General features: G+C 61.1%; 23 protein-coding genes and 1 tRNA gene. 13 read left to right on the top strand and 11 right to left on the bottom strand.

Annotated features, from left to right (window positions below; genetic code table 11):
- Nucleotides 1-19 precede the first annotated feature (19 nt).
- Both glnL and ntrC read left to right on the top strand, forming a co-directional pair.
- A complete protein-coding gene (gene glnL / locus ACUN0G_RS00750; protein ID WP_003218001.1) occupies nt 20-1,105 on the top strand; it encodes a nitrogen regulation protein NR(II) in 1,086 nt (361 codons plus the stop codon).
- Nucleotides 1,102-2,538: a nitrogen regulation protein NR(I) gene (ntrC, locus tag ACUN0G_RS00745; protein WP_003218003.1), complete on the top strand. Its 1,437-nt coding sequence runs from the start codon at nt 1,102-1,104 to the stop codon at nt 2,536-2,538. The genes glnL and ntrC overlap by 4 nt, the downstream gene beginning before the upstream one ends.
- Nucleotides 2,539-3,161: 623 nt before the next feature.
- On the opposite strand, the gene ACUN0G_RS00740 is transcribed toward ntrC, so the two are convergent.
- Entirely contained in the window at nt 3,162-3,602 is a 441-nt protein-coding gene (locus ACUN0G_RS00740; RefSeq protein WP_445572496.1) for a hypothetical protein, read from the bottom strand.
- On the opposite strand from ACUN0G_RS00740, the gene ACUN0G_RS00735 reads away from it, so the two are divergent.
- Entirely contained in the window at nt 3,601-4,056 is a 456-nt protein-coding gene (locus ACUN0G_RS00735) for a tRNA (cytidine(34)-2'-O)-methyltransferase (protein WP_003218007.1), read from the top strand. The genes ACUN0G_RS00740 and ACUN0G_RS00735 overlap by 2 nt on opposite strands.
- Nucleotides 4,057-4,224: 168 nt before the next feature.
- Here ACUN0G_RS00735 and secB read toward each other — a convergent pair whose 3' ends face one another.
- Genes secB through ACUN0G_RS00720 form a run of 3 tightly spaced genes read right to left on the bottom strand, consistent with a single transcriptional unit; the run spans nt 4,225 to nt 5,422 of the window.
- Complete coding sequence (secB, locus tag ACUN0G_RS00730; RefSeq protein ID WP_003218009.1) at nt 4,225-4,710, bottom strand: protein-export chaperone SecB; 486 nt, start codon at nt 4,708-4,710, stop codon at nt 4,225-4,227.
- A gap of 42 nt (nt 4,711-4,752) precedes the next feature.
- On the bottom strand, nt 4,753-5,007 hold the full coding sequence (gene grxC / locus ACUN0G_RS00725) for a glutaredoxin 3 (RefSeq protein ID WP_010169095.1): 255 nt from the start codon (nt 5,005-5,007) through the stop codon (nt 4,753-4,755).
- 1 nt (nt 5,008) lies between these two features.
- On the bottom strand, nt 5,009-5,422 hold the full coding sequence (locus ACUN0G_RS00720; RefSeq protein ID WP_003218014.1) for a rhodanese-like domain-containing protein: 414 nt from the start codon (nt 5,420-5,422) through the stop codon (nt 5,009-5,011).
- A 151-nt stretch (nt 5,423-5,573) separates the two neighbouring features.
- On the opposite strand from ACUN0G_RS00720, the gene gpmI reads away from it, so the two are divergent.
- The 6 genes from gpmI (at nt 5,574) to ACUN0G_RS00690 (ending at nt 13,732) form a co-directional block, all read left to right on the top strand.
- Entirely contained in the window at nt 5,574-7,100 is a 1,527-nt protein-coding gene (gene gpmI / locus ACUN0G_RS00715; protein ID WP_445572495.1) for a 2,3-bisphosphoglycerate-independent phosphoglycerate mutase, read from the top strand.
- A 137-nt stretch (nt 7,101-7,237) separates the two neighbouring features.
- A complete protein-coding gene (locus ACUN0G_RS00710) occupies nt 7,238-8,539 on the top strand; it encodes a peptidoglycan DD-metalloendopeptidase family protein (RefSeq protein ID WP_445572494.1) in 1,302 nt (433 codons plus the stop codon).
- A gap of 31 nt (nt 8,540-8,570) precedes the next feature.
- Entirely contained in the window at nt 8,571-9,878 is a 1,308-nt protein-coding gene (locus ACUN0G_RS00705) for a S41 family peptidase (protein WP_258343255.1), read from the top strand.
- Between the two features lies 1 nt (nt 9,879).
- Nucleotides 9,880-10,662 (top strand): divergent polysaccharide deacetylase family protein, encoded by a 783-nt coding sequence (locus tag ACUN0G_RS00700; RefSeq protein WP_445572493.1) that lies wholly within the window; start codon nt 9,880-9,882, stop codon nt 10,660-10,662.
- A 242-nt stretch (nt 10,663-10,904) separates the two neighbouring features.
- Entirely contained in the window at nt 10,905-12,377 is a 1,473-nt protein-coding gene (locus ACUN0G_RS00695) for a trypsin-like serine protease (protein WP_445572492.1), read from the top strand.
- A 41-nt stretch (nt 12,378-12,418) separates the two neighbouring features.
- Nucleotides 12,419-13,732 (top strand): Vps62-related protein, encoded by a 1,314-nt coding sequence (locus ACUN0G_RS00690; protein ID WP_445572491.1) that lies wholly within the window; start codon nt 12,419-12,421, stop codon nt 13,730-13,732.
- Here the strand turns inward: ACUN0G_RS00690 and ACUN0G_RS00685 are convergent.
- The 7 genes from ACUN0G_RS00685 to ACUN0G_RS00655 all read right to left on the bottom strand — a co-directional run bounded on the left by ACUN0G_RS00685 (nt 13,685) and on the right by ACUN0G_RS00655 (nt 19,457).
- On the bottom strand, nt 13,685-14,443 hold the full coding sequence (locus ACUN0G_RS00685; protein WP_445572490.1) for a substrate-binding periplasmic protein: 759 nt from the start codon (nt 14,441-14,443) through the stop codon (nt 13,685-13,687). The genes ACUN0G_RS00690 and ACUN0G_RS00685 overlap by 48 nt on opposite strands.
- Before the next feature lie 66 nt (nt 14,444-14,509).
- Nucleotides 14,510-15,280, bottom strand: a complete 771-nt coding sequence (gene hisF / locus ACUN0G_RS00680) for an imidazole glycerol phosphate synthase subunit HisF (protein ID WP_017138643.1) — start codon at nt 15,278-15,280, stop codon at nt 14,510-14,512.
- Between the two features lie 9 nt (nt 15,281-15,289).
- Nucleotides 15,290-16,027 carry a 1-(5-phosphoribosyl)-5-[(5-phosphoribosylamino)methylideneamino]imidazole-4-carboxamide isomerase gene (gene hisA / locus ACUN0G_RS00675; protein WP_003187784.1) on the bottom strand — a complete coding sequence of 246 codons (738 nt, stop codon included), beginning with the start codon at nt 16,025-16,027 and terminating at the stop codon, nt 15,290-15,292.
- A gap of 39 nt (nt 16,028-16,066) precedes the next feature.
- Nucleotides 16,067-16,324: a DUF2164 domain-containing protein gene (locus tag ACUN0G_RS00670; RefSeq protein ID WP_003218033.1), complete on the bottom strand. Its 258-nt coding sequence runs from the start codon at nt 16,322-16,324 to the stop codon at nt 16,067-16,069.
- Nucleotides 16,324-16,962, bottom strand: a complete 639-nt coding sequence (hisH, locus tag ACUN0G_RS00665) for an imidazole glycerol phosphate synthase subunit HisH (RefSeq protein ID WP_017478168.1) — start codon at nt 16,960-16,962, stop codon at nt 16,324-16,326. Before hisH ends, ACUN0G_RS00670 begins: the two co-directional genes overlap by 1 nt.
- Nucleotides 16,962-17,555 (bottom strand): imidazoleglycerol-phosphate dehydratase HisB, encoded by a 594-nt coding sequence (gene hisB / locus ACUN0G_RS00660; RefSeq protein WP_003218037.1) that lies wholly within the window; start codon nt 17,553-17,555, stop codon nt 16,962-16,964. The genes hisH and hisB overlap by 1 nt, the downstream gene beginning before the upstream one ends.
- 240 nt (nt 17,556-17,795) lie before the next feature.
- Nucleotides 17,796-19,457 (bottom strand): OFA family MFS transporter, encoded by a 1,662-nt coding sequence (locus tag ACUN0G_RS00655; RefSeq protein WP_010169062.1) that lies wholly within the window; start codon nt 19,455-19,457, stop codon nt 17,796-17,798.
- A 323-nt stretch (nt 19,458-19,780) separates the two neighbouring features.
- Here ACUN0G_RS00655 and ACUN0G_RS00650 point away from each other — a divergent pair, with 323 nt between their 5' ends.
- The 4 genes from ACUN0G_RS00650 (at nt 19,781) to ACUN0G_RS00635 (ending at nt 23,509) form a co-directional block, all read left to right on the top strand.
- Nucleotides 19,781-21,997, top strand: coding sequence for an AsmA family protein (locus ACUN0G_RS00650; protein WP_445572489.1), 2,217 nt, complete (start codon nt 19,781-19,783; stop codon nt 21,995-21,997).
- On the top strand, nt 21,994-23,061 hold the full coding sequence (gene mutY, locus ACUN0G_RS00645) for an A/G-specific adenine glycosylase (protein WP_445572488.1): 1,068 nt from the start codon (nt 21,994-21,996) through the stop codon (nt 23,059-23,061). The genes ACUN0G_RS00650 and mutY overlap by 4 nt, the downstream gene beginning before the upstream one ends.
- Entirely contained in the window at nt 23,058-23,330 is a 273-nt protein-coding gene (locus ACUN0G_RS00640; RefSeq protein WP_017478164.1) for an oxidative damage protection protein, read from the top strand. Before mutY ends, ACUN0G_RS00640 begins: the two co-directional genes overlap by 4 nt.
- A gap of 103 nt (nt 23,331-23,433) precedes the next feature.
- Nucleotides 23,434-23,509: transfer RNA gene (locus tag ACUN0G_RS00635), tRNA-Phe, on the top strand.
- The last annotated feature ends 134 nt before the right edge of the window (nt 23,510-23,643 follow it).

Here is a 23,643-nt window from a genome sequence, read left to right as displayed (position 1 = left end):
TGCTCCAAAAGAGGTCCTAATGACCATCAGCGACGCACTGCACCGCCTGCTACTCGACAACCTGACCACCGCGACCATTCTGCTCAATGACGAACTGCGCCTTGAGTACATGAACCCGGCGGCGGAAATGCTGCTGGCCATCAGCGGACAGCGCAGCCATGGGCAATTCATCAGTGAGCTGTTCACTGAGTCGGCCGAGGCCTTGAGCTCATTGCGCCAGGCCGTGGAGCAGGCGCACCCGTTCACCAAGCGCGAAGCGATGCTCACCGCCCTCACCGGCCAGACCCTGACCGTCGATTACGCGGTAACGCCGATCCTGAGTCACGGCGCGACCCTGCTGCTGCTGGAGGTGCATCCCCGGGATCGCCTGCTGCGCATCACCAAGGAAGAGGCGCAACTGTCCAAGCAGGAAACCAGCAAGATGCTGGTGCGCGGCCTGGCCCACGAGATCAAGAACCCCCTGGGCGGGATTCGCGGCGCCGCACAGTTGCTGGCCCGCGAGCTGCCGGACGAGAACCTCAAGGACTACACCAACGTCATCATCGAGGAAGCCGACCGCCTGCGTAACCTGGTGGACCGCATGCTCGGCTCCAACAAGCTGCCGTCGCTGGCGATGACCAACGTCCACGAAGTATTGGAGCGGGTCTGCCAACTGGTAGAGGCCGAAAGCCAGGGCTGCATCACCTTGGTGCGCGACTACGACCCGAGCATTCCCGACGTATTGATCGACCGCGAGCAGATGATTCAGGCGGTGCTCAATATCGTGCGCAACGCTATGCAGGCCATCAGCAGCCAGAACGAACTGCGCCTGGGCCGCATCAGCCTGCGCACCCGCGCCTTGCGCCAGTTCACCATCGGCCACGTGCGCCATCGCCTGGTGACCAAGGTCGAGATCATCGACAACGGCCCGGGCATCCCTGCCGAGCTGCAGGAAACCATCTTTTTCCCAATGGTCAGCGGCCGCCCGGACGGTACCGGGCTCGGCCTGGCCATTACCCAGAACATCATCAGCCAGCACCAGGGTTTGATCGAATGTGAGAGCCATCCCGGCCACACCACCTTCTCGATCTTTCTGCCACTGGAACAAGGAGCCCCATCGACATGAGCCGTAGTGAAACTGTCTGGATCGTCGATGACGACCGTTCTATCCGCTGGGTCCTGGAGAAAGCCTTGCAACAGGAAGGCATGACCACCCAGAGCTTCGACAGCGCGGACGGGGTGATGAGCCGCCTGGCTCGCCAGCAGCCCGACGTGATCATCTCCGACATCCGCATGCCCGGCGCCAGTGGCCTGGACCTGCTGGCGCGGATTCGCGAGCAGCACCCGCGCTTGCCGGTGATTATCATGACCGCGCACTCGGACCTGGACAGCGCTGTCGCGTCCTATCAGGGCGGTGCCTTTGAATACCTGCCAAAACCGTTCGACGTGGACGAAGCGGTCGCGCTGGTAAAACGCGCCAACCAGCACGCCCAGGAACAGCAGAACCAGGAAGCCCCGCCGGCACTGACCCGTACCCCGGAAATCATCGGCGAAGCGCCGGCGATGCAGGAAGTGTTTCGCGCCATCGGGCGTTTGAGCCACTCCAACATCACCGTGCTAATCAACGGCGAGTCGGGTACCGGTAAAGAACTGGTGGCTCACGCCCTGCACCGTCACAGCCCACGGGCCGCGTCGCCGTTCATTGCATTGAACATGGCGGCGATTCCGAAAGACTTGATGGAATCGGAACTGTTCGGCCACGAAAAAGGCGCGTTCACTGGCGCGGCCAACCTGCGTCGTGGCCGTTTTGAACAGGCCGATGGCGGCACACTGTTCCTCGATGAAATCGGCGACATGCCGGCCGACACCCAGACCCGCTTGCTGCGGGTCCTGGCCGACGGCGAGTTTTACCGCGTAGGCGGGCACACGCCGGTCAAGGTCGACGTACGCATCATCGCAGCGACCCACCAGAACCTGGAAACCCTGGTGCATGCCGGGAAATTCCGTGAAGACCTGTTCCACCGCCTGAACGTGATCCGCATCCACATCCCACGGATGTCGGACCGCCGCGAAGACATTCCGACCCTGGCCCGTCACTTCCTCAGCCGCGCCGCCCAAGAGCTGGCCGTCGAGCCGAAGCTGCTGAAAAGCGAGACCGAGGAATACCTGAAGAACCTGCCATGGCCGGGCAACGTGCGTCAGCTGGAGAACACCTGCCGCTGGATCACGGTGATGGCTTCGGGTCGCGAAGTGCATATCAGCGACCTGCCGCCTGAGCTGCTGAGCCTGCCGCAGGATTCGGCACCGGTGACCAACTGGGAGCAGGCACTGCGCCAGTGGGCCGACCAGGCTCTGGCACGTGGCCAGTCGAACCTGCTGGACAGCGCTGTGCCGGCGTTCGAGCGGATCATGATCGAAACCGCCCTCAAGCATACCGCCGGTCGTCGTCGTGACGCTGCCGTGCTGCTGGGCTGGGGCCGCAACACCCTGACTCGCAAGATCAAGGAGCTGGGGATGAAGGTCGATGGTGGGGATGATGATGAGGGCGATGAAGGCTGATTGATCCCTCAAGTACACCGAAGATCCAGTGTGGGAGCGGGCTTGCTCGCGAAGGCGATGGTTCAGTCAACATACGTATCGACTGACGCGCCGCCTTCGCGAGCAAGCCCGCTCCCACATTTGGATCTCCACAAGGTTTCAGCACTGTGCACCGCTTCAATGCACCACGAACCGGCATCGCGCACTTATTCACTCCTTGAAACACATGCCTTGCTAAAAAAATATTAAAAGCTGAAAACGCCAAAGCCCCGTATTCCGGGGCTTTGCGCTTTTTGAAGAAATTTTTTGGCACAACTTCACAGTTCTGGCACGCGCCCTGCAATAACCCTGTTACTACCCAGTTTCGGGGACCTTGGTACAGGCAGGCCGAGAATCCCCTCTTTACACCCGGGGTGCTTGATGCGGATCGCGTCGCGCCCCACACCCGTTTCGGGAACCTCGGTACAGGCAGGCCGGGGATTCCCTCTTTAACACCGAAGCCTTTGGCTTCACCCCGTTTTGGGAGCCCTGGTACAGGCAGGCCGGGAACTCCCTTCTTTACACCCGGGGCTTATGAGGCAACGCGCCCATAGCCCCAGCCCGTTTTGGGAACCTTGGTACAGGCAGGCCGGGGATTCCCTCTTTTATTGCTCCTGGAGATGGACCTCCACCCGCCAGCGCCCCTCGACCTTCGCCCCCGACCACGCCCCACGCAACGGCCGAGCCGCCACCAGGTTCAGCAGCAAGCCGCCATCGGTCTTGCGGATGCGCCAGTTCACATCCTTGTCGTTGACCTTCAGTTGCCCGCCCTGAGCCTTGCCCAGCGCGTCGAACAGCAGCGCCACCGTGCCGTCGATATGCTCGCCGTGCAGCTTGGGCTCGCTGTTGAACCACACCACCAGGCCATCGGCCGCAGGCTCCACCTGCTGCAGCTCGACCGGGTCTGGCGTGGTCAGCCGACCGATCATCAGGCCCACCATCAAGCCGACAATCGCCAACGAGCCTAAAACCCGTGGCAATAGCTTCGGCCTGGGGTCTTCTTCAGGGGTAGAATGCAGCGCATCTTTGCCTTCGGAGCCGTGCATGTTTCACGTCATCCTTTTTCAACCAGAAATTCCGCCGAATACCGGCAACGTTATCAGGCTGTGCGCCAACAGTGGCTGCCACCTGCATTTGATCGAGCCCTTGGGCTTCGACATGGACGACAAGCGCCTGCGCCGCGCCGGGCTGGACTACCACGAGTACGCCACCCTGCAACGCCACGCCGACCTCGCCAGCTGCCTGGAAAGCCTGAACCACCCACGGTTGTTCGCGTTTACCACCAAAGGCTCGCGACCGTTCCATGATGCCAGCTTTGCCGAAGGCGACGCCTTCCTGTTCGGCCCGGAAAGCCGCGGCCTGCCGGCGGACGTGCTCGACGCCCTGCCCGACGGCCACCGCCTGCGCCTGCCGATGCGCGAAGGCTGCCGCAGCCTGAACCTGTCCAACACCGTGGCCGTCGCCGTCTATGAGGGTTGGCGCCAACTCGGTTTCAAATAGCCCCCTATTCCTCTGTAGGAGCGAGCTTGCTCGCGAAAAACGTTAACGATGACGCGCGCATCCTGAATGGACACGGCGCTCTCAGGTTTTTCGCGAGCAAGCTCGCTCCTACAGGGGCTCGCCCAATAAAAAAGCGCCTGTTATGGCGCTTTTTTATGCAGCAACAGCTTACTGAACCGTTGGCGAACCTTCCTGTTGCATGCGCTGCAGCTCTTGCGCATACAGGGCATCGAAGTTCACCGGAGCCAGCATCAGCGCCGGGAACGAGCCACGGGTGACCAGGCTGTCCAGGGTCTCACGGGCATACGGGAACAGGATGTTCGGGCAGAACGCGCCCAGTGTGTGGCTCATGGACGCTTCGTCTAGGCCCTGGATCAGGAAGATACCGGCCTGTTGCACTTCAGCGATGAAGGCCACTTCTTCGCCGTTCTTGACGGTCACCGACAAGGTCAGCACGACCTCGTGGAAGTCGCCTTCCAGCGCCTTTTGACGGGTGTTCAAGTCCAGCGCAACGCTCGGGGTCCATTCCTGACGGAAGATGGCCGGGCTTTTTGGCGCTTCGAACGACAAGTCACGTACGTAGATACGCTGCAGGGAAAATTGTGGGCCTTGAGCTTCTTCTGCTGCCGCTTCGGTGTTCTGTTGGTCAGTCATCGCAGATCCTTCGTGATCTTGGGGTCTTTTAGGGGTTAGGAGTCAGACGTGAAGCAGCGCATCCAGTTTACCGGCGCGCTCGAGTGCAAACAGGTCATCGCATCCACCGACATGCTTGTCACCGATCCAGATCTGCGGCACGGACGTGCGTCCCGCTTTCTTGGTCATCTCGGCGCGCACCTGGGGCTTGCCATCAACCTTGATCTCTTCGAAGGCAATGCCCTTTTTCTCAAGCAGGGCCTTGGCCCGCATGCAATAAGGGCAATAATCGCTGGAATAAACGACAACCTGGCTCATATCACTTCACCAGCGGCAGGTTGTCGCCACGCCAGCTGGAAATACCACCCGACAGTTTGGCGGCGTTGAAGCCGGTTTTCAGCATCTCGCGGGCGTGAGTGCCGGAGTGCTGGCCCTGGGCGTCGACCAGGATGATGGTCTTGGCCTTGTGCTTTTCCAGCTCGGCCAGGCGCGAAATCAGCTTGTCCTGGGGAATGTTCAGCGCGCCGACAATGTGGCCGGCGGCGAAATCCTTGGCGGGACGAATGTCCACCACTACAGCCTCATCCTTGTTGACCAGGGCGGTCAGCTCGGACGTGCTGAGGCTGCGGCCACCGCGGCTCAATTCGTGAGCGATCAGCAGCGCCAGCAGTACGACGAACGCACCAGCGAGCAAATAGTGGGTAGTGGCAAATGCAATCAGGTGATCAACCATCAAGGAGGTTCCAGGGCGTTAAAATGGCGGTAAGTATACACAGCCGTCATGGTCGGCCAACCCCCGTAAAGCGGTGACGTGGTCGGAACTTCGCTTTAAACTGCCACTCCCTTTTCAATTGCCTTCATTCATTACTGCCGCGAGAGGATCTATGACTACTACGCCTAAACCTTTGGTCCTGATAATTCTCGATGGCTTCGGACACAGTGAAAGCCACCACGACAACGCTGTGTACTCGGCCAGGAAGCCAGTACTGGACCGTCTGAGCGCTACCGTACCGAACGGCCTGATCTCGGGCTCGGGCATGGATGTTGGCCTGCCGGACGGCCAGATGGGCAACTCGGAAGTCGGCCACATGAATCTCGGTGCCGGACGAGTGGTCTATCAAGACTTCACCCGCGTGACCAAATCGATCCGCGACGGCGAGTTTTTCGAGAACCCGACTCTTTGCGCGGCAGTGGATAAGGCAGTCAAGGCTGGCAAGGCCGTGCACTTCATGGGCCTGCTGTCCGACGGCGGCGTCCACAGCCACCAGGACCACCTGATCGCCATGGCCGAACTGGCCTTCAAGCGCGGCGCCGAAAAAATCTACCTGCACGCGTTCCTCGACGGCCGCGACACCCCGCCGAAAAGCGCCCAGTCCTCCATCGAACTGCTGGACGAAACCTTCAAGACCCTCGGCAAGGGCCGCATCGCCAGCCTGGTCGGCCGTTACTTCGCGATGGACCGTGACAACCGCTGGGACCGCGTAGCCCAGGCCTACAACCTGATCGTCGACGGCCAGGCCGAATTCAACGCCGCCACTGCCCAGGAAGGCCTGGAAGCCGCTTACGCCCGTGGCGAGAGCGACGAATTCGTCAAGGCCACCACCATCGGTGAACCGGTAAAAGTCGAAGATGGCGACGCCGTGGTGTTCATGAACTTCCGCGCCGACCGTGCCCGCGAGCTGAGCCATGTGTTTGTCGACGACGGCTTCAAGGACTTCGAACGCGCCCGCCAGCCCAAAGTCGAATTCGTGATGCTGACCCAATACGCCGCCAACATCCCGGCCCCGTCGGCATTCGCCCCGGGCAGCCTGGAAAACGTGCTGGGGGATTACCTGGCGAAAAACGGCAAGACCCAACTGCGCATTGCCGAAACCGAGAAATACGCCCACGTCACCTTCTTCTTCTCCGGCGGTCGTGAAGAACCGTTCCCGGGTGAAGAGCGCATCCTGATCCCGTCGCCGAAAGTCGCCACCTACGACCTGCAGCCGGAAATGAGTGCCCCGGAAGTCACGGACAAGATCGTCAACGCCATCGAACACCAGCGTTACGACGTGATCGTGGTCAACTACGCCAACGGCGACATGGTGGGCCACAGCGGCAACCTGGAAGCGGCGGTAAAAGCCGTGGAATGCCTGGACCTGTGCGTCGGCCGCATCGTCGACGCGCTGGACAAGGTAGGTGGCGAAGCACTGATCACCGCCGACCACGGCAACTGCGAGCAAATGTCCGACGAATCCACCGGCCAGGCCCACACCGCCCACACCACCGAGCCGGTGCCGTTCATCTACGTCGGCAAACGCAACCTGAAAGTGCGTGACGGCGGCGTACTGGCCGACGTGGCACCGACCATGCTGATGCTGATGGGGCTGGAGAAGCCGAAAGAGATGACTGGCACTTCGATATTGGTTTAATGGCAAAACCGCCCGGTTAAATCGCCCGAAACGGCTTTTTATGACGAACGCCTCAAAGCAGTTGGCTTTGAGGCGTTTTTTTTGCAGCGCTTGGCGGGCATACTAGGCCGTCCCTTTCCCTGGTGTCGCCCGCCTCTATGCTTCGCGCCTTGATTACCCTTGCTATTGTCTGCCTGCTCCAACCGGCATTTGCCGATGAGCGTGCACAAACCCAACAACAGTTGGACGCTACGCGTCAGGACATTACCGAGCTCAAGAAGCTGCTCGGCAAGCTCCAGGAAGAGAAATCCGGCGTGCAGAAAGACCTGCGCGGCACGGAAACCGAGATGGGCAAGCTGGAGAAGCAGGTCCAGGAGCTGCAAAAAGAATTAAAGAAGAGCGAGTCGGAACTGGAGCGACTCGACGCTGAGAAAAAAAAACTCCAGAGCGCCCGCGTTGAACAGCAACGCCTGATCGCGATCCAGGCCCGCGCCGCCTACCAGAACGGCCGCCAGGAATACCTCAAGCTGCTGCTCAACCAGCAGAACCCGGAGAAATTCGCCCGCACCCTTACCTATTACGACTACCTGAGCAAGGCCCGCCTGGAGCAACTGAAAAGCTTCAACGAGACCCTGCGCCAGTTGGCCAATGTCGAGCAGGAAATCGCTAACCAGCAGTCGCAGTTGCTCGACCAGAAAAGCGCCCTCGACAGCCAGCGCGACGAGCTGGACAAGGTTCGCAAGGAGCGCCAGCAGGCGCTGGCCAAGCTGAATGACGACGTAAAGGCCCGGGATGCCAAGCTCAAGAATCGCGAGCAAGACCAGGCCGACCTGGCCAAAGTCCTGAAAACCATCGAGGAAACCCTGGCGCGCCAGGCCCGCGAGGCCGAAGAAGCGCGGCAAAAAGCGCTGATCGCCCAGCAGGAAGCCGAAAAAAAGCGCGAGCGTGAGGCGGCCGAGGCCGTTGCCAGCGCCACCGATGCCCCGGCCCCGCGTAAACCGGCGCGTGCAGCGCCTGGCCCGCTGGTTTCCAGCGCCGGCGAATCGTTTGGCGGACCTTTTGCTTCAGCCCGGGGAAAACTTCCATGGCCAGTTGATGGTCGATTACTGGCACGCTTTGGTGAAACCCGTGGCGATGACACCCGCGCCAAGTGGGACGGTGTGATGATCAGTGCCGGTGCCGGCACTCAGGTCCACGCCATTCACGGCGGCCGTGTGGTGTTCGCCGATTGGCTGCGCGGCGCAGGTTTGCTGGTGATTCTTGACCACGGTAATGGCTATTTGAGCCTTTACGGCCACAATCAAACTTTGCTTAAAGCGGCAGGTGATGTTGTAAAAGCCGGTGAATCCATCTCCACTGTCGGTAACAGTGGTGGCCAGGACACTCCGGCGCTGTACTTCGCTATTCGTCAGCAGGGCCGCCCGAGCGACCCGGCACAATGGTGCCGCACCCAAGGATAAGGGTCGCATCTACATTAGGAGTTCGTTCGACATGCTGCATTTGTCCCGCCTCACATCGCTGGCCCTGACGATCGCCCTGGTGATCGGCGCGCCTTTGGCATTCGCCGACCAGACCGCCCAGTCAGCCACGGCCGCGACCACCAAGGCCCCGCTGCCGCTGGACGAGTTGCGCACCTTCGCCGAGGTCATGGACCGGATCAAGGCCGCTTATGTCGAACCTGTGGACGACAAGACCCTGCTGGAAAATGCCATCAAGGGCATGCTCAGCAACCTTGACCCGCACTCCGCCTACCTGGGCCCGGAAGACTTTGCCGAACTGCAGGAGAGCACCAGCGGTGAATTCGGTGGCCTGGGCATTGAAGTGGGCGCCGAAGACGGCCAGATCAAAGTAGTCTCGCCTATCGACGACACGCCGGCCTCCAAGGCCGGGATCCAGGCGGGCGACCTGATCGTCAAGATCAACGGCCAGCCGACCCGCGGCCAGACCATGACCGAAGCCGTTGACAAGATGCGCGGCAAGCTCGGCCAGAAAATTACCCTGACCCTGGTACGCGACGGCGGCAACCCGTTTGACGTGACCCTGGCGCGCGCCACCATCACGGTCAAGAGCGTGAAGGCCCAACTGCTGGAATCGGGCTACGGCTACATCCGTATCACCCAGTTCCAGGTCAAGACCGGCGACGAAGTGGCCAAGGCCCTGGCCAAGCTGCGTAAAGACAACGGCAAGAAACTCAGCGGCATCGTGCTCGACCTGCGCAACAACCCGGGCGGCGTGTTGCAGGCGGCGGTGGAAGTGGTCGACCACTTCATCACCAAGGGCCTGATCGTCTACACCAAGGGCCGTATTGCCAACTCCGAACTGCGCTTCTCGGCCACCGGCAACGACCTCAGCGAAGGCGTGCCGATGGTTGTACTGATCAACGGCGGCAGCGCCTCGGCTTCGGAAATCGTCGCCGGCGCCTTGCAAGACCAGAAACGCGGTGTGTTGATGGGCACCACCAGCTTCGGCAAAGGCTCGGTACAAACCGTGCTGCCGCTGAACAACGAGCGCGCCTTGAAGATCACCACGGCGCTGTACTACACGCCGAATGGTCGCTCGATCCAGGCCCAGGGCATCGTGCCGGACATCGAAGTGCGCAAGGCCAAGATCACCAACGAAGTCGACAGCGAGTTCTACAAGGAAGCTGACCTGCAGGGCCACCTGGGCAATGGCAATGGCGGCGCAGACCAGCCAACCGGCAGCGGCTCGAAAGCCAAGCCGATGCCGCAGGACGACGATTATCAACTGGCCCAGGCGCTGAGCCTGCTCAAGGGCTTGAGCATTACGCGCAGCCGTTGATATGCGTTGTGGACTGATCGTCGCGTTGCTGTGCTGTCTGGCGGGAGTTGCCCACGGCAACCCCGCCAGTGCAGCCTCCGCTGAACACAAAGCCTACCTGACCCTGATCATCGACGACCTCGGGCAAAACCTGCCCCGGGATCGTCGTGTGCTCGCCCTGCCCGGCCCGGTGACCACGGCGATCATGCCCGACACACCCCACGCCGCCGAATTCGCCCGCGAAGCCCACAAGGCGGGCAAGATCGTCATCCTGCACATGCCCATGGACCCGGCCACCGGCCCGTTCGCCTGGCACCCCGACCTGCCCATCGAAGAGCTCGGCAAACGCCTGGACGCGGCCTTCAAGGCCGTGCCTTACACCGCCGGCATCAACAACCACATGGGCAGCCGCATGACCGCCCAGCCGGAGGCGATGGCCTGGTTGATGGGTGAGCTGCAACGGCGCCACAAGTTCTTCGTCGACAGCCGCACCAGCGCCAAAACCGTCGCTGCCGCCGAGGCGCAGAAGATTGGTCTGGCCAGCGTCTCGCGGGATGTGTTCCTCGATGACGTACGCACCGAAGCGGCCATCACCACTCAATTGCAGACCGCGATCAAGCTGGCCCACAAACAGGGTTCGGCCGTAATGATCGGCCACCCCTATCCGCAAACCCTGGCGGTGCTGGAACGTGAGCTGCCCAAGCTCAAGGCCCAGGGCGTGGAATGGATCGATATCAAGTTGATGATCAGCGTTCGCAGTAACCAGGCCATGGCCGGCCACGGTAAAAACGGTAGATACCGCTGAGCACGGGCAGTTTTTCCATGCCTACATAAGTACTGCCGCACCTCCCGCCCCTCCCCCGATATTGACACCTGCCCCTCGGGCAGCGGATCGCCAACAGGCAAGCCGTCATGCTTCAACTATCGAGACCTCTCATGAAGAGCACCTACTGCGCGCTCGCCAGCGTGCTATCCATCTTACTGATCACAGCCCCCACGCAGGCCCGGGATTTTGGCGAAGGCCTGGTAAACGGTGGCCCTCCACGGATGCTAGCCAACGCGAACCGGCAGCACAGCCACTGGAGCGGCATCGGCCGCATCCGTAACGAATCCAACACCCTCTGCACCGCCAGCCTGCTGGACACCCGAGACGCACAGGGCAACTCCGGTCCGGCCTATGTGATCACCAGCAGCCATTGCATTCATCGGCTCAACGGCACGGTACAGAAAGACCTGCCTATCAAGGGCAGTATCAGCTTCAACTACTTTGACGACACGCTGGAACAGCTCAAGACCTTCTCCCTGAAAACCCTCAGGTGGGGCAGCAGCCAAGGCGTCGACCTGGCGATCATTGAACTGGAAAAACCTCTGGCCACGTTGATAGCCCGCGGCATTCACCCCCTGAAACTGGCAGAAGAAGTCCCCGCCGACGGGAGCGACATCCTGGCCTTGAGCGCACCCGAGTGGGAAACCCTGCACCTGTCGGCCTGTACCCAGCAACGCTCCGAGGAAACCGTCGAACAGCCCTTCGTCTGGCGAGTGACCATGAAAAATCAATGCCAGGGAATCCGGCACGGCAGCTTTGGCGGGCCGCTGGTAACCCGCGATGGCAACCGTCTCTTTGGCATTCTTGGCACCAGTACCGCCGGCCAGTCCGAGGAAAACAAATGCCAGCGCGAGGCGCCCTGTGAGATTCACGCCGGGTTGCCGGTCTGGCATGCCGACACCCACTACGGCAGCCCGGTGACCTTTCTCAACGATTGCTTTGTCGACGGTGTCCTGCAAGCCAATGCCCAGACCTGCAACCTCTACCCCACCACCTCAATCGAATTTCGCAACCCGAAACCCATCCAGCAGTATTTCGTGAAAAAACCCCGCGGCAGAGGCCAGGACATCACGCCACGTTGGGACCTGGCGTTCACCGTCAACACCCCGTTCTATCGCTACAAAGTCACCCGACGTGCGATTGAGTGTGAAAACCCGTCGCTCTACAGTGCGCCCGTCAACGCTGCCAATGCGCATATAAACGACGCCATCGGCCCGCAAACAGGGATGCACATGCTGTGTATCGTCGGCGTGGAGTCCGCCGAACAGCCCGTGACCACGGGCATGATGCAAAACGCCTTGACCCTCGCCGTCGAACTCGCCGAACCCGGTCCGGCCAGGACCCCGGACGTGGACATCTTGCTGGATCGCCAGGCGTTACAGGGTTACCTCATCAGCTGGAACCTGGCTCCCCCCTTCATGAATCGCTACACCTATAAATACGGGCCGGCAGCCACCACCGATTGCCTGCGCCCGGTGGACTACAACCACTTGCCCACCCAAGAGACCGAGCACGACGACGACGGCCTGGACCTGTACGACCACCCCCTCGAAGACGCGCCCGGCTCGCACGTCCCGGACAAGACCGTACGAATCATTGCCGCCAGGGACCAGCCTTACAAGATCTGCACCTACGCCTTCGACCAGGCCGACCAACCTTCCACCTTGCGCATCGACTTACTCAAACCCCGCTGAGTCTGTATCAGCACCCAACTACCTTCGTCAGGAAATAAACAATGAACTCACTTCAATACAAAGACCTGCTCATCAATTTCACGTCCGAATTCATCCCCCTGTGGAATGACCGGGGATCGGGAGTTTACAAGTCCATAAGCTTTTGGCGGCCGGCCACTTCAGCCGACCCGCTGAGCCAATTCTTCCCGCTGGGGGACATCGCGGTCGAAGGCTATCGCAATATCAACCAGCAGAACGTCGTCGCCGTCGTCAGCGATGCGAATAAGGTCGACGGCACCGCACTTCGTTCACCCGATGAGTTCGAGCTGGTGTGGAAGGATGCCGGCTCGGGTGCGCGAACCGACTTTTCCCTGTGGCGTCCATTGCCGCCTGAAGGTTATGTATCCATGGGGCTGGTGTGCGGCGTGGGCTACGACAAACCTTCGCGCAATACGGTGCGCTGTGTGCGGGAAGATCTGGTCATGGCCGCCCGGACCGGGCAATTGGTCTGGAACGACAAGGGCAGTGGTGCGCCAATGGACTTCAGTGCCTGGGAAATCAAGCCCGCCGACGCAGCCCCTGGTGAAATCAACCTGGCCCCCGGCACCTTTATCGGTACCGCCAGTTATGCCAAGCCGATCACCGCCAGCTACTCATTGCGCCTGCCGCTGACCGCCGATCTGAAGGAGTTGCCCAAGCCGCCGCCGCTCTCTGGCTACGCGCAACCTGAGGCTCTGCACACACTGGAACAGCCTCAGTTTTGCCAACTCCCCTGGTTTACCGTGAAAGACCCGGATCTGAGCCCTGTCGAACAATTGCAAACCTGCCCGATGTATCGACTGGAAAGGATTGATCACTACTTGTTCGTCGGCTTTGGGCACAACCAGACGGCCACCAGCCAACCGTTCATGTGGACGGCCACCAAAGGCGAAACAGGAAAGCAGTCAAGAGCCCTCACCGCCACCACCAGCATTGAGCTATGCAGTGAATGGCCGTCGGATACCCGCGCCTTTGAATTGAGCTTTTCCGCGCACCTGGGCCAGGAATTCACCCATTGCCAGCGTTCGGCGAAGGGCTGGGCAGATTTATCGACGCTGGAAATCATCACCTACATCCCGGCCAACAAAGCCGTCGCGGCCTACGTCATCCAGAGTGAATATCGCCTGCTGCGTGAAGATGGCAGCCAGGTGACCGGCACCGTCACCTACACCAACGGCGATAATGTGTACGTGAGCGAGTATCCCGCCCCCGAGCCGGAGCGCATTGACGAGCCGCCAGCCGAACGGCCGCTCGAGCAGGCCGTGGAACTCCCTCAGGCCGAGCCCAGCCTAGAGATAACGCCCCATGATTTCATCGACGACACCCTCCTGCCGTAACTGATCGAGGGCTGCCTGGAGTTTCGCCACTACGTCATCCGGCACGTTTTTGTTCAGCGCCAGGTACAGCTCCGCGCTGTTGAAACGCAGCACGGTCTTGAGCCCGGTCACCCCGACCTGGCGCGCCAGGTAACGGCCCGCCGGGTCGCCGGTGGCCCACAGGTCGATCTGGCCATCGAGCAGTTTTTGCGCATTGTCTTGATCCCGCAGCACGATGACCGGCTTCAGGCCTTGTTTCTCAAGGCTCTCGGCGATGGCGTCGCCCTTGTAGGCGCCGATCCTGTAACGCCGGGCTTGCTCAAGGTCGCTCAATTGGATTTTGCTGTCGGCCTTGGCCAGCAGCACCCAATCGTCCGGGCCGATGGGGCCGACCCATTTGAACAGCGCCTCACGATCCGGCAGGCGCGCCATCACGAACACGCCGTAGCCGGGTTTTTCCAGGGCGAGTTTGTAGATTCGTTCCCAGGGGAAACGCAGAGTGAGGTTGTAGGAAATGCCGGCACGCTTGAAGGTCTCGCGGACGATGTCCACGGCGATGCCTTCGATGTTCTCTTCCTTGGCGAAGTTCTTGCCGTTTTTCGCCATGTTGTACGGCGGGAAGTTTTCCGTCAGCAGCACCAGGGAAGCGCCGTCGGACGGTTCATCGGCATGAGCCGAACCCGTCAACAGAACTGTGGCACTGGCGAAGGCGAGCAGCAGGTCTCTGAACATGAAAGTTACCGGAATCCATGGCAAGCCCAGAGAGTGCCGCGAGCCTGCCATGGTGTCCAGTGACGTTTAGCGAACGACGATACCGCGTGCCGCCATGTAGGCCTTGGCCTCGGGAACGGTGTATTCGCCAAAGTGGAAAATACTCGCTGCCAGCACCGCACTGGCGTGGCCTTCGATCACGCCGTCGGCCAGATGTTGCAGGTTGCCGACGCCGCCGGAAGCAATCACCGGGATGCCCAAGGCATCGCTGATGGCGCGGGTCACGCCCAGGTCGAAGCCGTTTTTCATGCCGTCCTGGTCCATGCTGGTCAGCAGGATCTCACCGGCGCCCAGGGCTTCCATCTTCATCGCCCACTCCACAGCATCCAACCCGGTCGGCTTGCGTCCGCCGTGGGTGAAGATCTCCCAGCGCGGGGTTTCGCCCGGGCCGGAGACTTTCTTGGCGTCGATGGCGACGACGATGCATTGAGAGCCGAAGTGCTGCGCAGCTTCGCCGACAAACTCCGGGTTGAACACGGCGGCGGTGTTGATCGAGACCTTGTCCGCGCCGGCATTCAGCAGGTTGCGAATGTCCTGCACGGTGCGCACGCCACCGCCCACGGTCAGCGGGATAAACACCTGGCTGGCCATGCGCTCCACGGTATGCAGCGTGGTGTCGCGACCGTCGACGCTGGCGGTGATGTCGAGAAAGGTAATCTCGTCAGCACCCTGTTCGTCGTAGCGACGGGCGATTTCCACCGGGTCGCCGGCGTCACGGATGTTCTCGAACTTGACGCCCTTGACCACGCGACCGTTGTCGACGTCCAGGCAAGGGATGATGCGTTTGGCCAGCGCCATGGTCAGTCCTCAGCCGTTGTAGGCGTCGCAATAAGCCTGGGCTTCAGCGACGTCCAGAGTGCCTTCATAGATCGCCCGGCCGGTGATGGCGCCGATGATCCCTGGCGCCTTCGCGTCCAGCAGCGACTTGATGTCGCCCAGGTTGTGGATACCGCCGGAAGCGATCACCGGGATTTTGGTAGCCGCGGCCAGCGCCGCGGTGAACGGTACGTTGCAGCCCTGCATCATGCCGTCTTTGGCGATGTCGGTATAAACGATGGCGGAGACGCCGTCGGCTTCAAACTGCTTGGCCAGGTCGATCACTTGGACGGTGCTGATTTCCGCCCAGCCGTCGGTGGCGACAAAACCGTCTTTGGCGTCGAGGCCGACGATCACCTTGCCCGGGAACGCGCGGCAGGCTTCTGCGACGAAGGCCGGGTCTTTCACGGCCTTCGTGCCGATGATCACGTAGCTCACGCCCGCTTTCACGTAGTGCTCGATGGTTTCCAGGGAGCGGATGCCGCCACCAATCTGGATCGGCAGGTTCGGGTAACGCTTGGCGATCGCCGTCACCACTTCGCCGTTGACCGGCTGGCCTTCGAACGCGCCGTTCAAGTCCACCAGATGCAGACGACGGCAACCGCCTTCCACCCACTTGGCAGCCATGCTCACCGGGTCATCGGAGAACACCGTGGAATCTTCCATGCGGCCCTGGCGCAAACGTACGCAGGCGCCGTCCTTGAGATCGATAGCGGGAATAATCAGCATCTGGCAAACCTTATTCGATATTCAGCGTTGCTCGGGAAATCAGGGTTTCTCGAGCGCCCACAAGTCGCTTTCGATGCTTTCGAACCTTTCTTTAAGGTGCGTCTGCACGTCGAAAATCGCCCTGTTGTAATAGTGCGGAGCAATTTCAGTGGTGAACAGTTCGAGGATTTCTGCGACCTCGAACGAGCCGAGCTTGAGCTCGAAGCGGTCTTCCATGAAACGCTTGATCTTGTCGGTGGCCTCACTCTCCTGCTGGGGAGTGAGGTTCAAGATCGGCGGCTTGACCTTCTTGGCCATTACCAGCGCCCGTCCCAGGCGGCGAAGTTCTGCAGCAATTGCAGGCCATGGGTATGGCTCTTCTCCGGGTGGAACTGCACGGCAAAGCGCGAACCGTCGGCCAGGGCCGCGGCGAAGTCGACGCCATAGTGCCCGCCACCCACCACCTGACGCGGGTTACCGGCGGCGATGTAATAGCTGTGCACGAAATAGAAACGCGCCAGGTCCGGCACGTTGTGCCACAACGGGTGGTCCACGGTCTGGCGTACTTCGTTCCAGCCCATGTGCGGCACCTTCAGGTGCTCGCCGTCTTCGTGCAGGTCCTTGCCGAAAAACTTCACCTGGCCCGGGAACAGGCCGATGCAGTCGACGCCGGCGTTCTCTTCACTGCTGTCGAGCAAGGCTTGCATGCCTACGCAGATGCCGAGGAACGGCCGGTCCTGGCTGACTTCACGCACCAGGCTGTCGAAGCCCAGGCGGCGAATCTCGGCCATGCAGTCGCGAATCGCGCCAACCCCCGGGAACACCACCCGGTCGGCTTCGCGAATCACGTCGGCATCGCTGGTGATCAGCACCTTGCCGGCACCCACGTGCTCGAGGGCCTTGGCCACCGAGTGCAGGTTACCCATGCCGTAATCGATAACCGCGACCGTCTGCATTACAGGACGCCCTTGGTCGACGGCATTTGCCCGGCCATGCGGTCATCCAGCTCTACGGCCATGCGCAGGGCGCGACCGAAGGCCTTGAACACGGTCTCGATCTGGTGGTGAGTGTTGGTGCCGCGCAGGTTGTCGATGTGCAGGCTGACCAGCGCGTGGTTGACGAAGCCCTGGAAGAATTCCTGGAACAGGTCAACGTCGAAGCCGCCCACGGTGGCGCGGGTGTAGGGCACGTGCATCTGCAGGCCTGGGCGGCCGGAGAAGTCGATGACCACACGCGACAGCGCTTCATCCAGCGGGACATAGGCGTGGCCGTAGCGACGGATGCCTTTCTTGTCGCCGATGGCTTTGGCAAAAGCCTGGCCCAACGTGATACCGACGTCTTCCACCGTGTGGTGGTCGTCGATATGCAGGTCGCCCTTGCTGACGATATCCAGGTCGATCAGCCCGTGACGGGCGATCTGGTCCAGCATGTGCTCAAGAAAAGGTACACCGATATCAAATCGGGCCTTTCCGGTGCCATCCAGGTTAATCGAGGCTTTGATCTGGGTTTCCAGAGTGTCGCGCTCGACGGACGCCTTACGTTCGGCCATCACCAGCTCCGCAAAATCATTGGGCGAAAAAGGCAGCCATTATAGGGGCGCGGGCGCTAAACAGAAACATCGGAGGGGATAAGACTGATGGAGTGTCGAGGATAGACATGTCAGTACAAGTGTGGGAGCAGCTTTGTGTGGGAGCAGGCTTGCTCGCGAAGGCGGTGGGTCAGCCAATACATGTGCTGACTGATCCATCGCCTTCGCGAGCAAGCCCGCTCCCACAAGGGTTACGCGGTGTTAGTGGAACAGTACTGCGGTTTTCTGCAGGGTGACCCACACGCCCCACGCCAACGGAATACCCACCACCAGCCAGGCAGCCACCGCCAATGGCACGCTGCCGGAGGAGGCTTTCCATTCCAGCACGGTGCTGGAATCGGCGCCCTTGTCGTGGCCCAGCGCCTGTTCGGCAGCCAGTTCGGCGTCGGTCATGAAGTACTTGTCTGCCACCGGTCGTACCAGCAGGTTGCAGATGAAGCCCAGCACCAGCAGGCCTGCGAGGATGTACAAGGTGATGTCGTAGGCTGCAGCGCGTTCAACGCCGATGCTCAACTGGTACTCGCGCAGGTAGTTCACCAGCACCGGGCCCAGTACGCCCGCCGCTGCCCATGCGGTCAGCAGACGACCGTGGATCGCACCCACCATTTGCGTACCGAACAGGTCCGCCAGGTAAGCCGGGACGGTCGCAAAGCCACCGCCGTACATCGACAGGATGATGCAGAACGCCGCCACGAACAGCGCGACGTTGCCCAGGTGACCCAGGTTCGGGATCAACGCGTACAGGGCAAAGCCCAATGCGAAGAACACGAAGTAGGTGTTTTTACGGCCCAGGTAGTCGGAGAACGATGCCCAGAAGAACCGGCCACCGATGTTGAACAGGCTCAACAGGCCGGTAAAGCCGGCGGCGATGGCGGCGATGGAAGCCAGTTGACCGGCATCCAGCTGGCCAAACGTCAGGCCGTTACCCAACAATTTACCGCCGAACACTTCCTGCAGCAGCGGCGAAGCCATGCCGAGGATGCCGATACCGGCCGATACGTTCAGGCACAGCACCAGCCACACCAGACGAAATTGCGGGGTTTTCCAGGCCACGTTCACGTGCACATGACGGTGGGTGATCATCGCGTTGCTGGCTTTTTTCGCCGGGGCAGTCCAGCCCTCAGGCTTCCAGCCGGTCGGCGGAACGCGGTAGGACAAGGCGCCGCCGATCATGAACACGAAGTAGATCACGGCCATGACCACGAAGCTCTGCCACACGCCCACGCTGGTCGGCGAAGCGAAGTGGCCCATCAGGGCGGCTGCCAACGGAGCACCAACCATCGCGCCGCCGCCGAAACCCATGATCGCCATGCCGGTAGCCATGCCGCGCTTGTCCGGGAACCACTTGATCAGGGTCGAGACCGGCGAGATATAACCCAGGCCCAGGCCGATACCACCAATGACCCCGGAGCCGATCCACATCAGCCAGATCTGGTGGGTATAGATCCCCAACGCAGAGATCAGCAGACCGCCGCACCAGCACAGGGCCGACACGACACCGGCTTTACGTGGCCCGGCATGTTCCAGCCAGCCGCCCCAGATCGCTGCAGAGCAACCCAGGAAGATGAAGAACAGGGTGTAGATCCAGCCCAGCATGGAGATGGGCCAGTCGCATTGCGACGAGAAGACCTGGCTGATAAAGCTCATGTCCGGCGCACAGGCGACCGGTGCGGTGATACCCAGCGCCTTGGACAACGGCAACCAGAACACCGAGAAGCCGTAGGCCATGCCGATACACAGGTGGATGGCCAGGGCGGCCGGTGGTACCAGCCAACGGTTGAACCCGGGCTTGGCGATAATGCGCTCCTTGGACAGGAACGCAGGCTGTGCAGCAGTATGACCCGCCGCAGTGCTAGTGCTCATTGGTGTTTCCCCCAGTTATTAGTATGTGTCCGTCGGGCGCTCTCTCCCTCGGCCTGGCACGCAAAGCGTGGCCGTTTTTTTGAGTAAAGCTCCATTTTGGCGCGACGTTTAGCCGCAGAAGGCGGACGAACACGCAGAGATTAGCATCTGTGGATGACAGAAAAACCAAACTGCCATCACCTTTTCCAGGTTATCTGTCTTTTTTGACGCCAAAATCCCGTTTTTCCGACCGTGGATACAATGTAACTATCCGCGAACTGACGTAAGCCTTCGGGCGTTATACTCTTCGGCTAAATTTTAAATCGACATACAAGGACTCGCCCATGAAAGCGTTCGGCAAAATCCTGGGTCTGGTACTTCTCGGGCTGTTGCTGATCATTGTGGCTCTAGGCTTTGCCCTGACCCATCTCTTCGATCCCAACGACTACAAAGACGAGATTCGCCAGATTGCCCGCGACAAGGCTCACATCGAGCTGACGCTCAATGGCGACATCGGCTGGAGCCTGTTCCCCTGGCTAGGCCTGGAACTGCACGAGGCCAGCGTTGCGACCCTGACCAACCCGACCCAACCGTTTGCCGATTTGCAGATGCTCGGCCTGTCTGTTCGCGTGCTGCCTCTGTTACGCCGTGAAGTGCAGATGAGCGACGTGCGTGTCGAAGGCCTGAACCTGCGCCTGAACAAAGACGTGCATGGCCACGGCAACTGGGAAGACATCGGCAAGAATGTGCCGGACCCGGCCACCGCCACCAGTGCGCCCGCCGTCACTGAAGCGGCCACGCCGCCCAAGCCTGAAAAGCCACCGCAGCCGATCCGCCTGGACATCGACAGCCTGACCATCAATAACGCCCGCGTCGAATACAACGATGAGCAGAGCGGCAAGCAGTTCAGCGCCGAAAGCATCCAATTGAGCGCCGGCGCGGTGCACGAAGGTGCAAGCATCCCACTGAAACTCACCGCATTCCTCGGCACCAACCAGCCGCTGATGCGCGTCAAGACCGAGTTGAACGGCAACCTGCGCATTCAGCGCGCCCTCCAGCGTTACCAGTTCGAAGACATGAAACTCAGTGGCGAAGCCACGGGCGAGCCGCTGCAAGGCAAGACCGTGACCTTTTCGACCCAGGGCCAATTGCTGGTGGACCTTGCCGCCAACATCGCCGAATGGACCAACATGAAGCTGTCGCTGAACCAACTGCGCGCCCTGGGCGAGCTGAAGGTCAACGACCTGGACAAAACTCCGCAGCTCAATGGCGCCCTGTCGATTGCCCAGTTTGACCTGGCCAAGTTCCTCGACAGCGTCGGCAATCCACTGCCACCGATGGCCGCAGGCAGCCTGAGCAAGGTCGAACTGGTCAGCCGCCTCAAGGGCACACCGACCAGCCTGGCGCTTGAAGACCTCAACCTGAAACTCGACGACAGCACCTTTACCGGGCGCGTGGCCGTGGATGATTTCGCCAAGCAATCCCTGCGAGTGCAGCTCAAGGCCGATACGTTCAACGCCGACAACTACCTGCCGGCCAAGTCCGAAGCCGCCAAAGGCGCTGCGGCCGCGCGCCAGGCTGAAGTACAGAACAGCGAAGCCGGCGCCATGGCGGCCGGGGGCACCACACCGCTGCCCGACGCGCCGACCAAGGCCGCGTGGAGCAACGACAAGCTGCTGCCACTGACCCGCCTGCGCACCCTGGACGTGAACGCCGACCTGTCCTTCGGTCAGTTGACCCTGAGCCATCTGCCGATCCAGAACGCCGCCCTGAAAGCCTCCGGCCTCGATGGTCAGCTCAAGCTCGACACCTTGAGCGGCGGCCTCTACAACGGCACCTTCCAGGCCAACGGCAACCTTGACGTGCGTCAGGACATCCCGCTGCTGGCGCTGCAAACGCGCATCAAGCAAGTACCGATCGAACGCATCCTGCAAGCCCAGGGGCAGAACCCGCCGGTGAAGGGCCAGCTCACCCTCGACAGCAACCTCAATGGCCGCGGCAATAGCCAGAAAGCCCTGATCGACAGCCTCAACGGTACCGCCAGCTTCGCGATCAACAACGGTGTACTGCTCAACGCCAACCTTGAGCAACAGCTGTGCACCGGCATCGCCCTGCTCAACCGCAAGACCCTCAGCGGCGAGCAGCGCGGCAAGGACACCCCGTTCCAGGAGCTCAAGGGCAACCTGACCTTCCGCAACGGCGTGGCCAGCAACCCCGACCTCAAAGTGCGCATCCCGGGCCTGACCGTCAACGGCGACGGTGACGTCGACCTGCGCGTACTGGGCATGGACTACCGCGTCGGCATCATCGTCGAAGGCGACCAGCGCGAAGTGCCGGACCCGGCTTGCCAAGTGGGCTCCAACTTCCAGAACATCGAAGTCCCGCTGCGCTGCCGTGGCCCGCTGGAACTGGGCGCCAAGGCGTGCCGCCTGGACAAGGACGGCTTGAGCCAGGTCGCCATCAAGGCGGCGGGCAACAAGCTCAGCGAGAAGCTTGAGCAGAAGCTCGACAAGGTCAATCCACAGTTGAAAGACGCGTTGAAGGGTCTGTTCAAGCGATGAGAAACGAGGAATTTTCAGAGGCGGTGCTGGACTGGTACGACCGCCACGGTCGCCACGACCTGCCCTGGCAACAGGGCATCACGCCTTACCGGGTGTGGGTCTCGGAGATCATGTTGCAGCAGACTCAGGTCAGCACCGTGCTGAACTACTTCGACCGGTTCATGGCGTCATTGCCAACGGTCGAAGCCCTGGCCGCCGCACCGGAAGACGAGGTGCTGCACCTGTGGACCGGGCTGGGTTACTACACCCGGGCGCGCAACCTGCAAAAGACCGCAAAGATCGTCGTGGCCGAATACGGCGGCGAGTTTCCCCGTGACGTCGAAAAGCTCACCGAATTGCCGGGCATCGGCCTATCTACCGCTGGCGCGATTGCCAGCCTGAGCATGGGCCTGCGGGCGCCGATCCTCGATGGCAACGTCAAACGCGTGCTGGCGCGCTTTACCGCGCAAGAGGGTTACCCGGGCGAGCCTAAGGTCGCCAAGCAGCTGTGGGCCACCGCAGAGCGCTTTACGCCCCACGACCGCGTCAACGCCTACACCCAGGCGATGATGGACATGGGCGCCACCCTTTGCACCCGCAGTAAACCCAGTTGCCTGCTGTGCCCGCTGGAAAAGGGCTGCGAAGCCCACATGCTCGGCCTGGAAACCCGCTACCCGATCCCCAAGCCGCGCAAGACCGTGCCCCAGAAGCGCACGCTGATGCCGATGCTGGCCAATGGCGAGGGCGCGATTCTGCTTTACCGTCGCCCTTCCACAGGCCTGTGGGGCGGTTTGTGGAGCTTGCCGGAGCTGGATGACTTGAGCGACCTGGAGCACCTGGCCAACCAGCACTCGCTGGCGCTGGGCGAGCAACAGGAACTGCCGAGCCTGATCCACACCTTCAGCCACTTCCAACTGGCTATCGAACCCTGGCTGGTCCAGGTCCAGGAGTCTGCCCATCACGTGGCCGAGGCTGACTGGCTCTGGTATAACCTCGCCACCCCGCCGCGCCTGGGCCTTGCCGCCCCGGTCAAGAAACTGCTGAAGCGCGCGGCTGAAGCATTGAACGCAGGAGTTCCGTCATGACCCGCACCATCATCTGCCGCAAGTACCACGAAGAATTGCCCGCCCTGGAACGCGCTCCGTTCCCCGGCGCCAAGGGCCAGGACATCTTCGATCACGTCTCCGCCAAGGCCTGGGCCGACTGGCAAAAGCACCAGACCCTGCTGATCAACGAAAAACGCCTGAACATGATGAACGCCGAAGACCGCAAATACCTGCAGGGCGAGATGGACAAGTTCTTTTCCGGCGAAGATTACGCCAAGGCCGACGGCTACGTGCCACCTGCTGAATAATTGATCAAATGTGGGGGTTGGTCCGTAAGCGACGGTAATAATTAAATATTTTTTGAAAACTTGCTTGACGACCCCCTGAAAAACCCGTTTAATGCGCCCCGTTGCCCAGATAGCTCAGTCGGTAGAGCAGGGGATTGAAAATCCCCGTGTCGGCGGTTCGATTCCGTCTCTGGGCACCACTAATTAGATTCAGGTGGTGCAAACGTCATCTGAAACACACAAGAAACCCGCCTAGTGCGGGTTTTTTGTTGTCTGGGATTTGTGGCCGTTCACTTTCATCTAATCGCGAAGGGCCAAGAGCATCTCCAGCCCC

The organism is Pseudomonas sp. 32A (assembly GCF_052682255.1).
Note: the sequence above shows the minus strand (reverse complement) of the source record. Positions and strands in the feature narration are given on the sequence as shown.

Excerpts from the sequence above, each read along its gene's own strand:
- glnL (WP_003218001.1), top strand. The coding sequence starts at position 20 with ATGACCATCAGCGACGCACTGCACCGCCTGCTACTCGACAACCTGACC.
- ntrC (WP_003218003.1), top strand. The coding sequence starts at position 1,102 with ATGAGCCGTAGTGAAACTGTCTGGATCGTCGATGACGACCGTTCTATC.
- ACUN0G_RS00735 (WP_003218007.1), top strand. The coding sequence starts at position 3,601 with ATGTTTCACGTCATCCTTTTTCAACCAGAAATTCCGCCGAATACCGGC.
- ACUN0G_RS00740 (WP_445572496.1), bottom strand. The coding sequence starts at position 3,602 with ATGCACGGCTCCGAAGGCAAAGATGCGCTGCATTCTACCCCTGAAGAA.
- secB (WP_003218009.1), bottom strand. The coding sequence starts at position 4,710 with ATGACTGACCAACAGAACACCGAAGCGGCAGCAGAAGAAGCTCAAGGC.
- grxC (WP_010169095.1), bottom strand. The coding sequence starts at position 5,007 with ATGAGCCAGGTTGTCGTTTATTCCAGCGATTATTGCCCTTATTGCATG.
- ACUN0G_RS00720 (WP_003218014.1), bottom strand. The coding sequence starts at position 5,422 with ATGGTTGATCACCTGATTGCATTTGCCACTACCCACTATTTGCTCGCT.
- gpmI (WP_445572495.1), top strand. The coding sequence starts at position 5,574 with ATGACTACTACGCCTAAACCTTTGGTCCTGATAATTCTCGATGGCTTC.
- ACUN0G_RS00710 (WP_445572494.1), top strand. The coding sequence starts at position 7,238 with ATGCTTCGCGCCTTGATTACCCTTGCTATTGTCTGCCTGCTCCAACCG.
- ACUN0G_RS00705 (WP_258343255.1), top strand. The coding sequence starts at position 8,571 with ATGCTGCATTTGTCCCGCCTCACATCGCTGGCCCTGACGATCGCCCTG.
- ACUN0G_RS00700 (WP_445572493.1), top strand. The coding sequence starts at position 9,880 with ATGCGTTGTGGACTGATCGTCGCGTTGCTGTGCTGTCTGGCGGGAGTT.
- ACUN0G_RS00695 (WP_445572492.1), top strand. The coding sequence starts at position 10,905 with ATGCTAGCCAACGCGAACCGGCAGCACAGCCACTGGAGCGGCATCGGC.
- ACUN0G_RS00690 (WP_445572491.1), top strand. The coding sequence starts at position 12,419 with ATGAACTCACTTCAATACAAAGACCTGCTCATCAATTTCACGTCCGAA.
- ACUN0G_RS00685 (WP_445572490.1), bottom strand. The coding sequence starts at position 14,443 with ATGTTCAGAGACCTGCTGCTCGCCTTCGCCAGTGCCACAGTTCTGTTG.
- hisF (WP_017138643.1), bottom strand. The coding sequence starts at position 15,280 with ATGGCGCTGGCCAAACGCATCATCCCTTGCCTGGACGTCGACAACGGT.
- hisA (WP_003187784.1), bottom strand. The coding sequence starts at position 16,027 with ATGCTGATTATTCCCGCTATCGATCTCAAGGACGGCGCCTGCGTACGT.
- ACUN0G_RS00670 (WP_003218033.1), bottom strand. The coding sequence starts at position 16,324 with ATGGCCAAGAAGGTCAAGCCGCCGATCTTGAACCTCACTCCCCAGCAG.
- hisH (WP_017478168.1), bottom strand. The coding sequence starts at position 16,962 with ATGCAGACGGTCGCGGTTATCGATTACGGCATGGGTAACCTGCACTCG.
- hisB (WP_003218037.1), bottom strand. The coding sequence starts at position 17,555 with ATGGCCGAACGTAAGGCGTCCGTCGAGCGCGACACTCTGGAAACCCAG.
- ACUN0G_RS00655 (WP_010169062.1), bottom strand. The coding sequence starts at position 19,457 with ATGAGCACTAGCACTGCGGCGGGTCATACTGCTGCACAGCCTGCGTTC.
- ACUN0G_RS00650 (WP_445572489.1), top strand. The coding sequence starts at position 19,781 with ATGAAAGCGTTCGGCAAAATCCTGGGTCTGGTACTTCTCGGGCTGTTG.
- mutY (WP_445572488.1), top strand. The coding sequence starts at position 21,994 with ATGAGAAACGAGGAATTTTCAGAGGCGGTGCTGGACTGGTACGACCGC.
- ACUN0G_RS00640 (WP_017478164.1), top strand. The coding sequence starts at position 23,058 with ATGACCCGCACCATCATCTGCCGCAAGTACCACGAAGAATTGCCCGCC.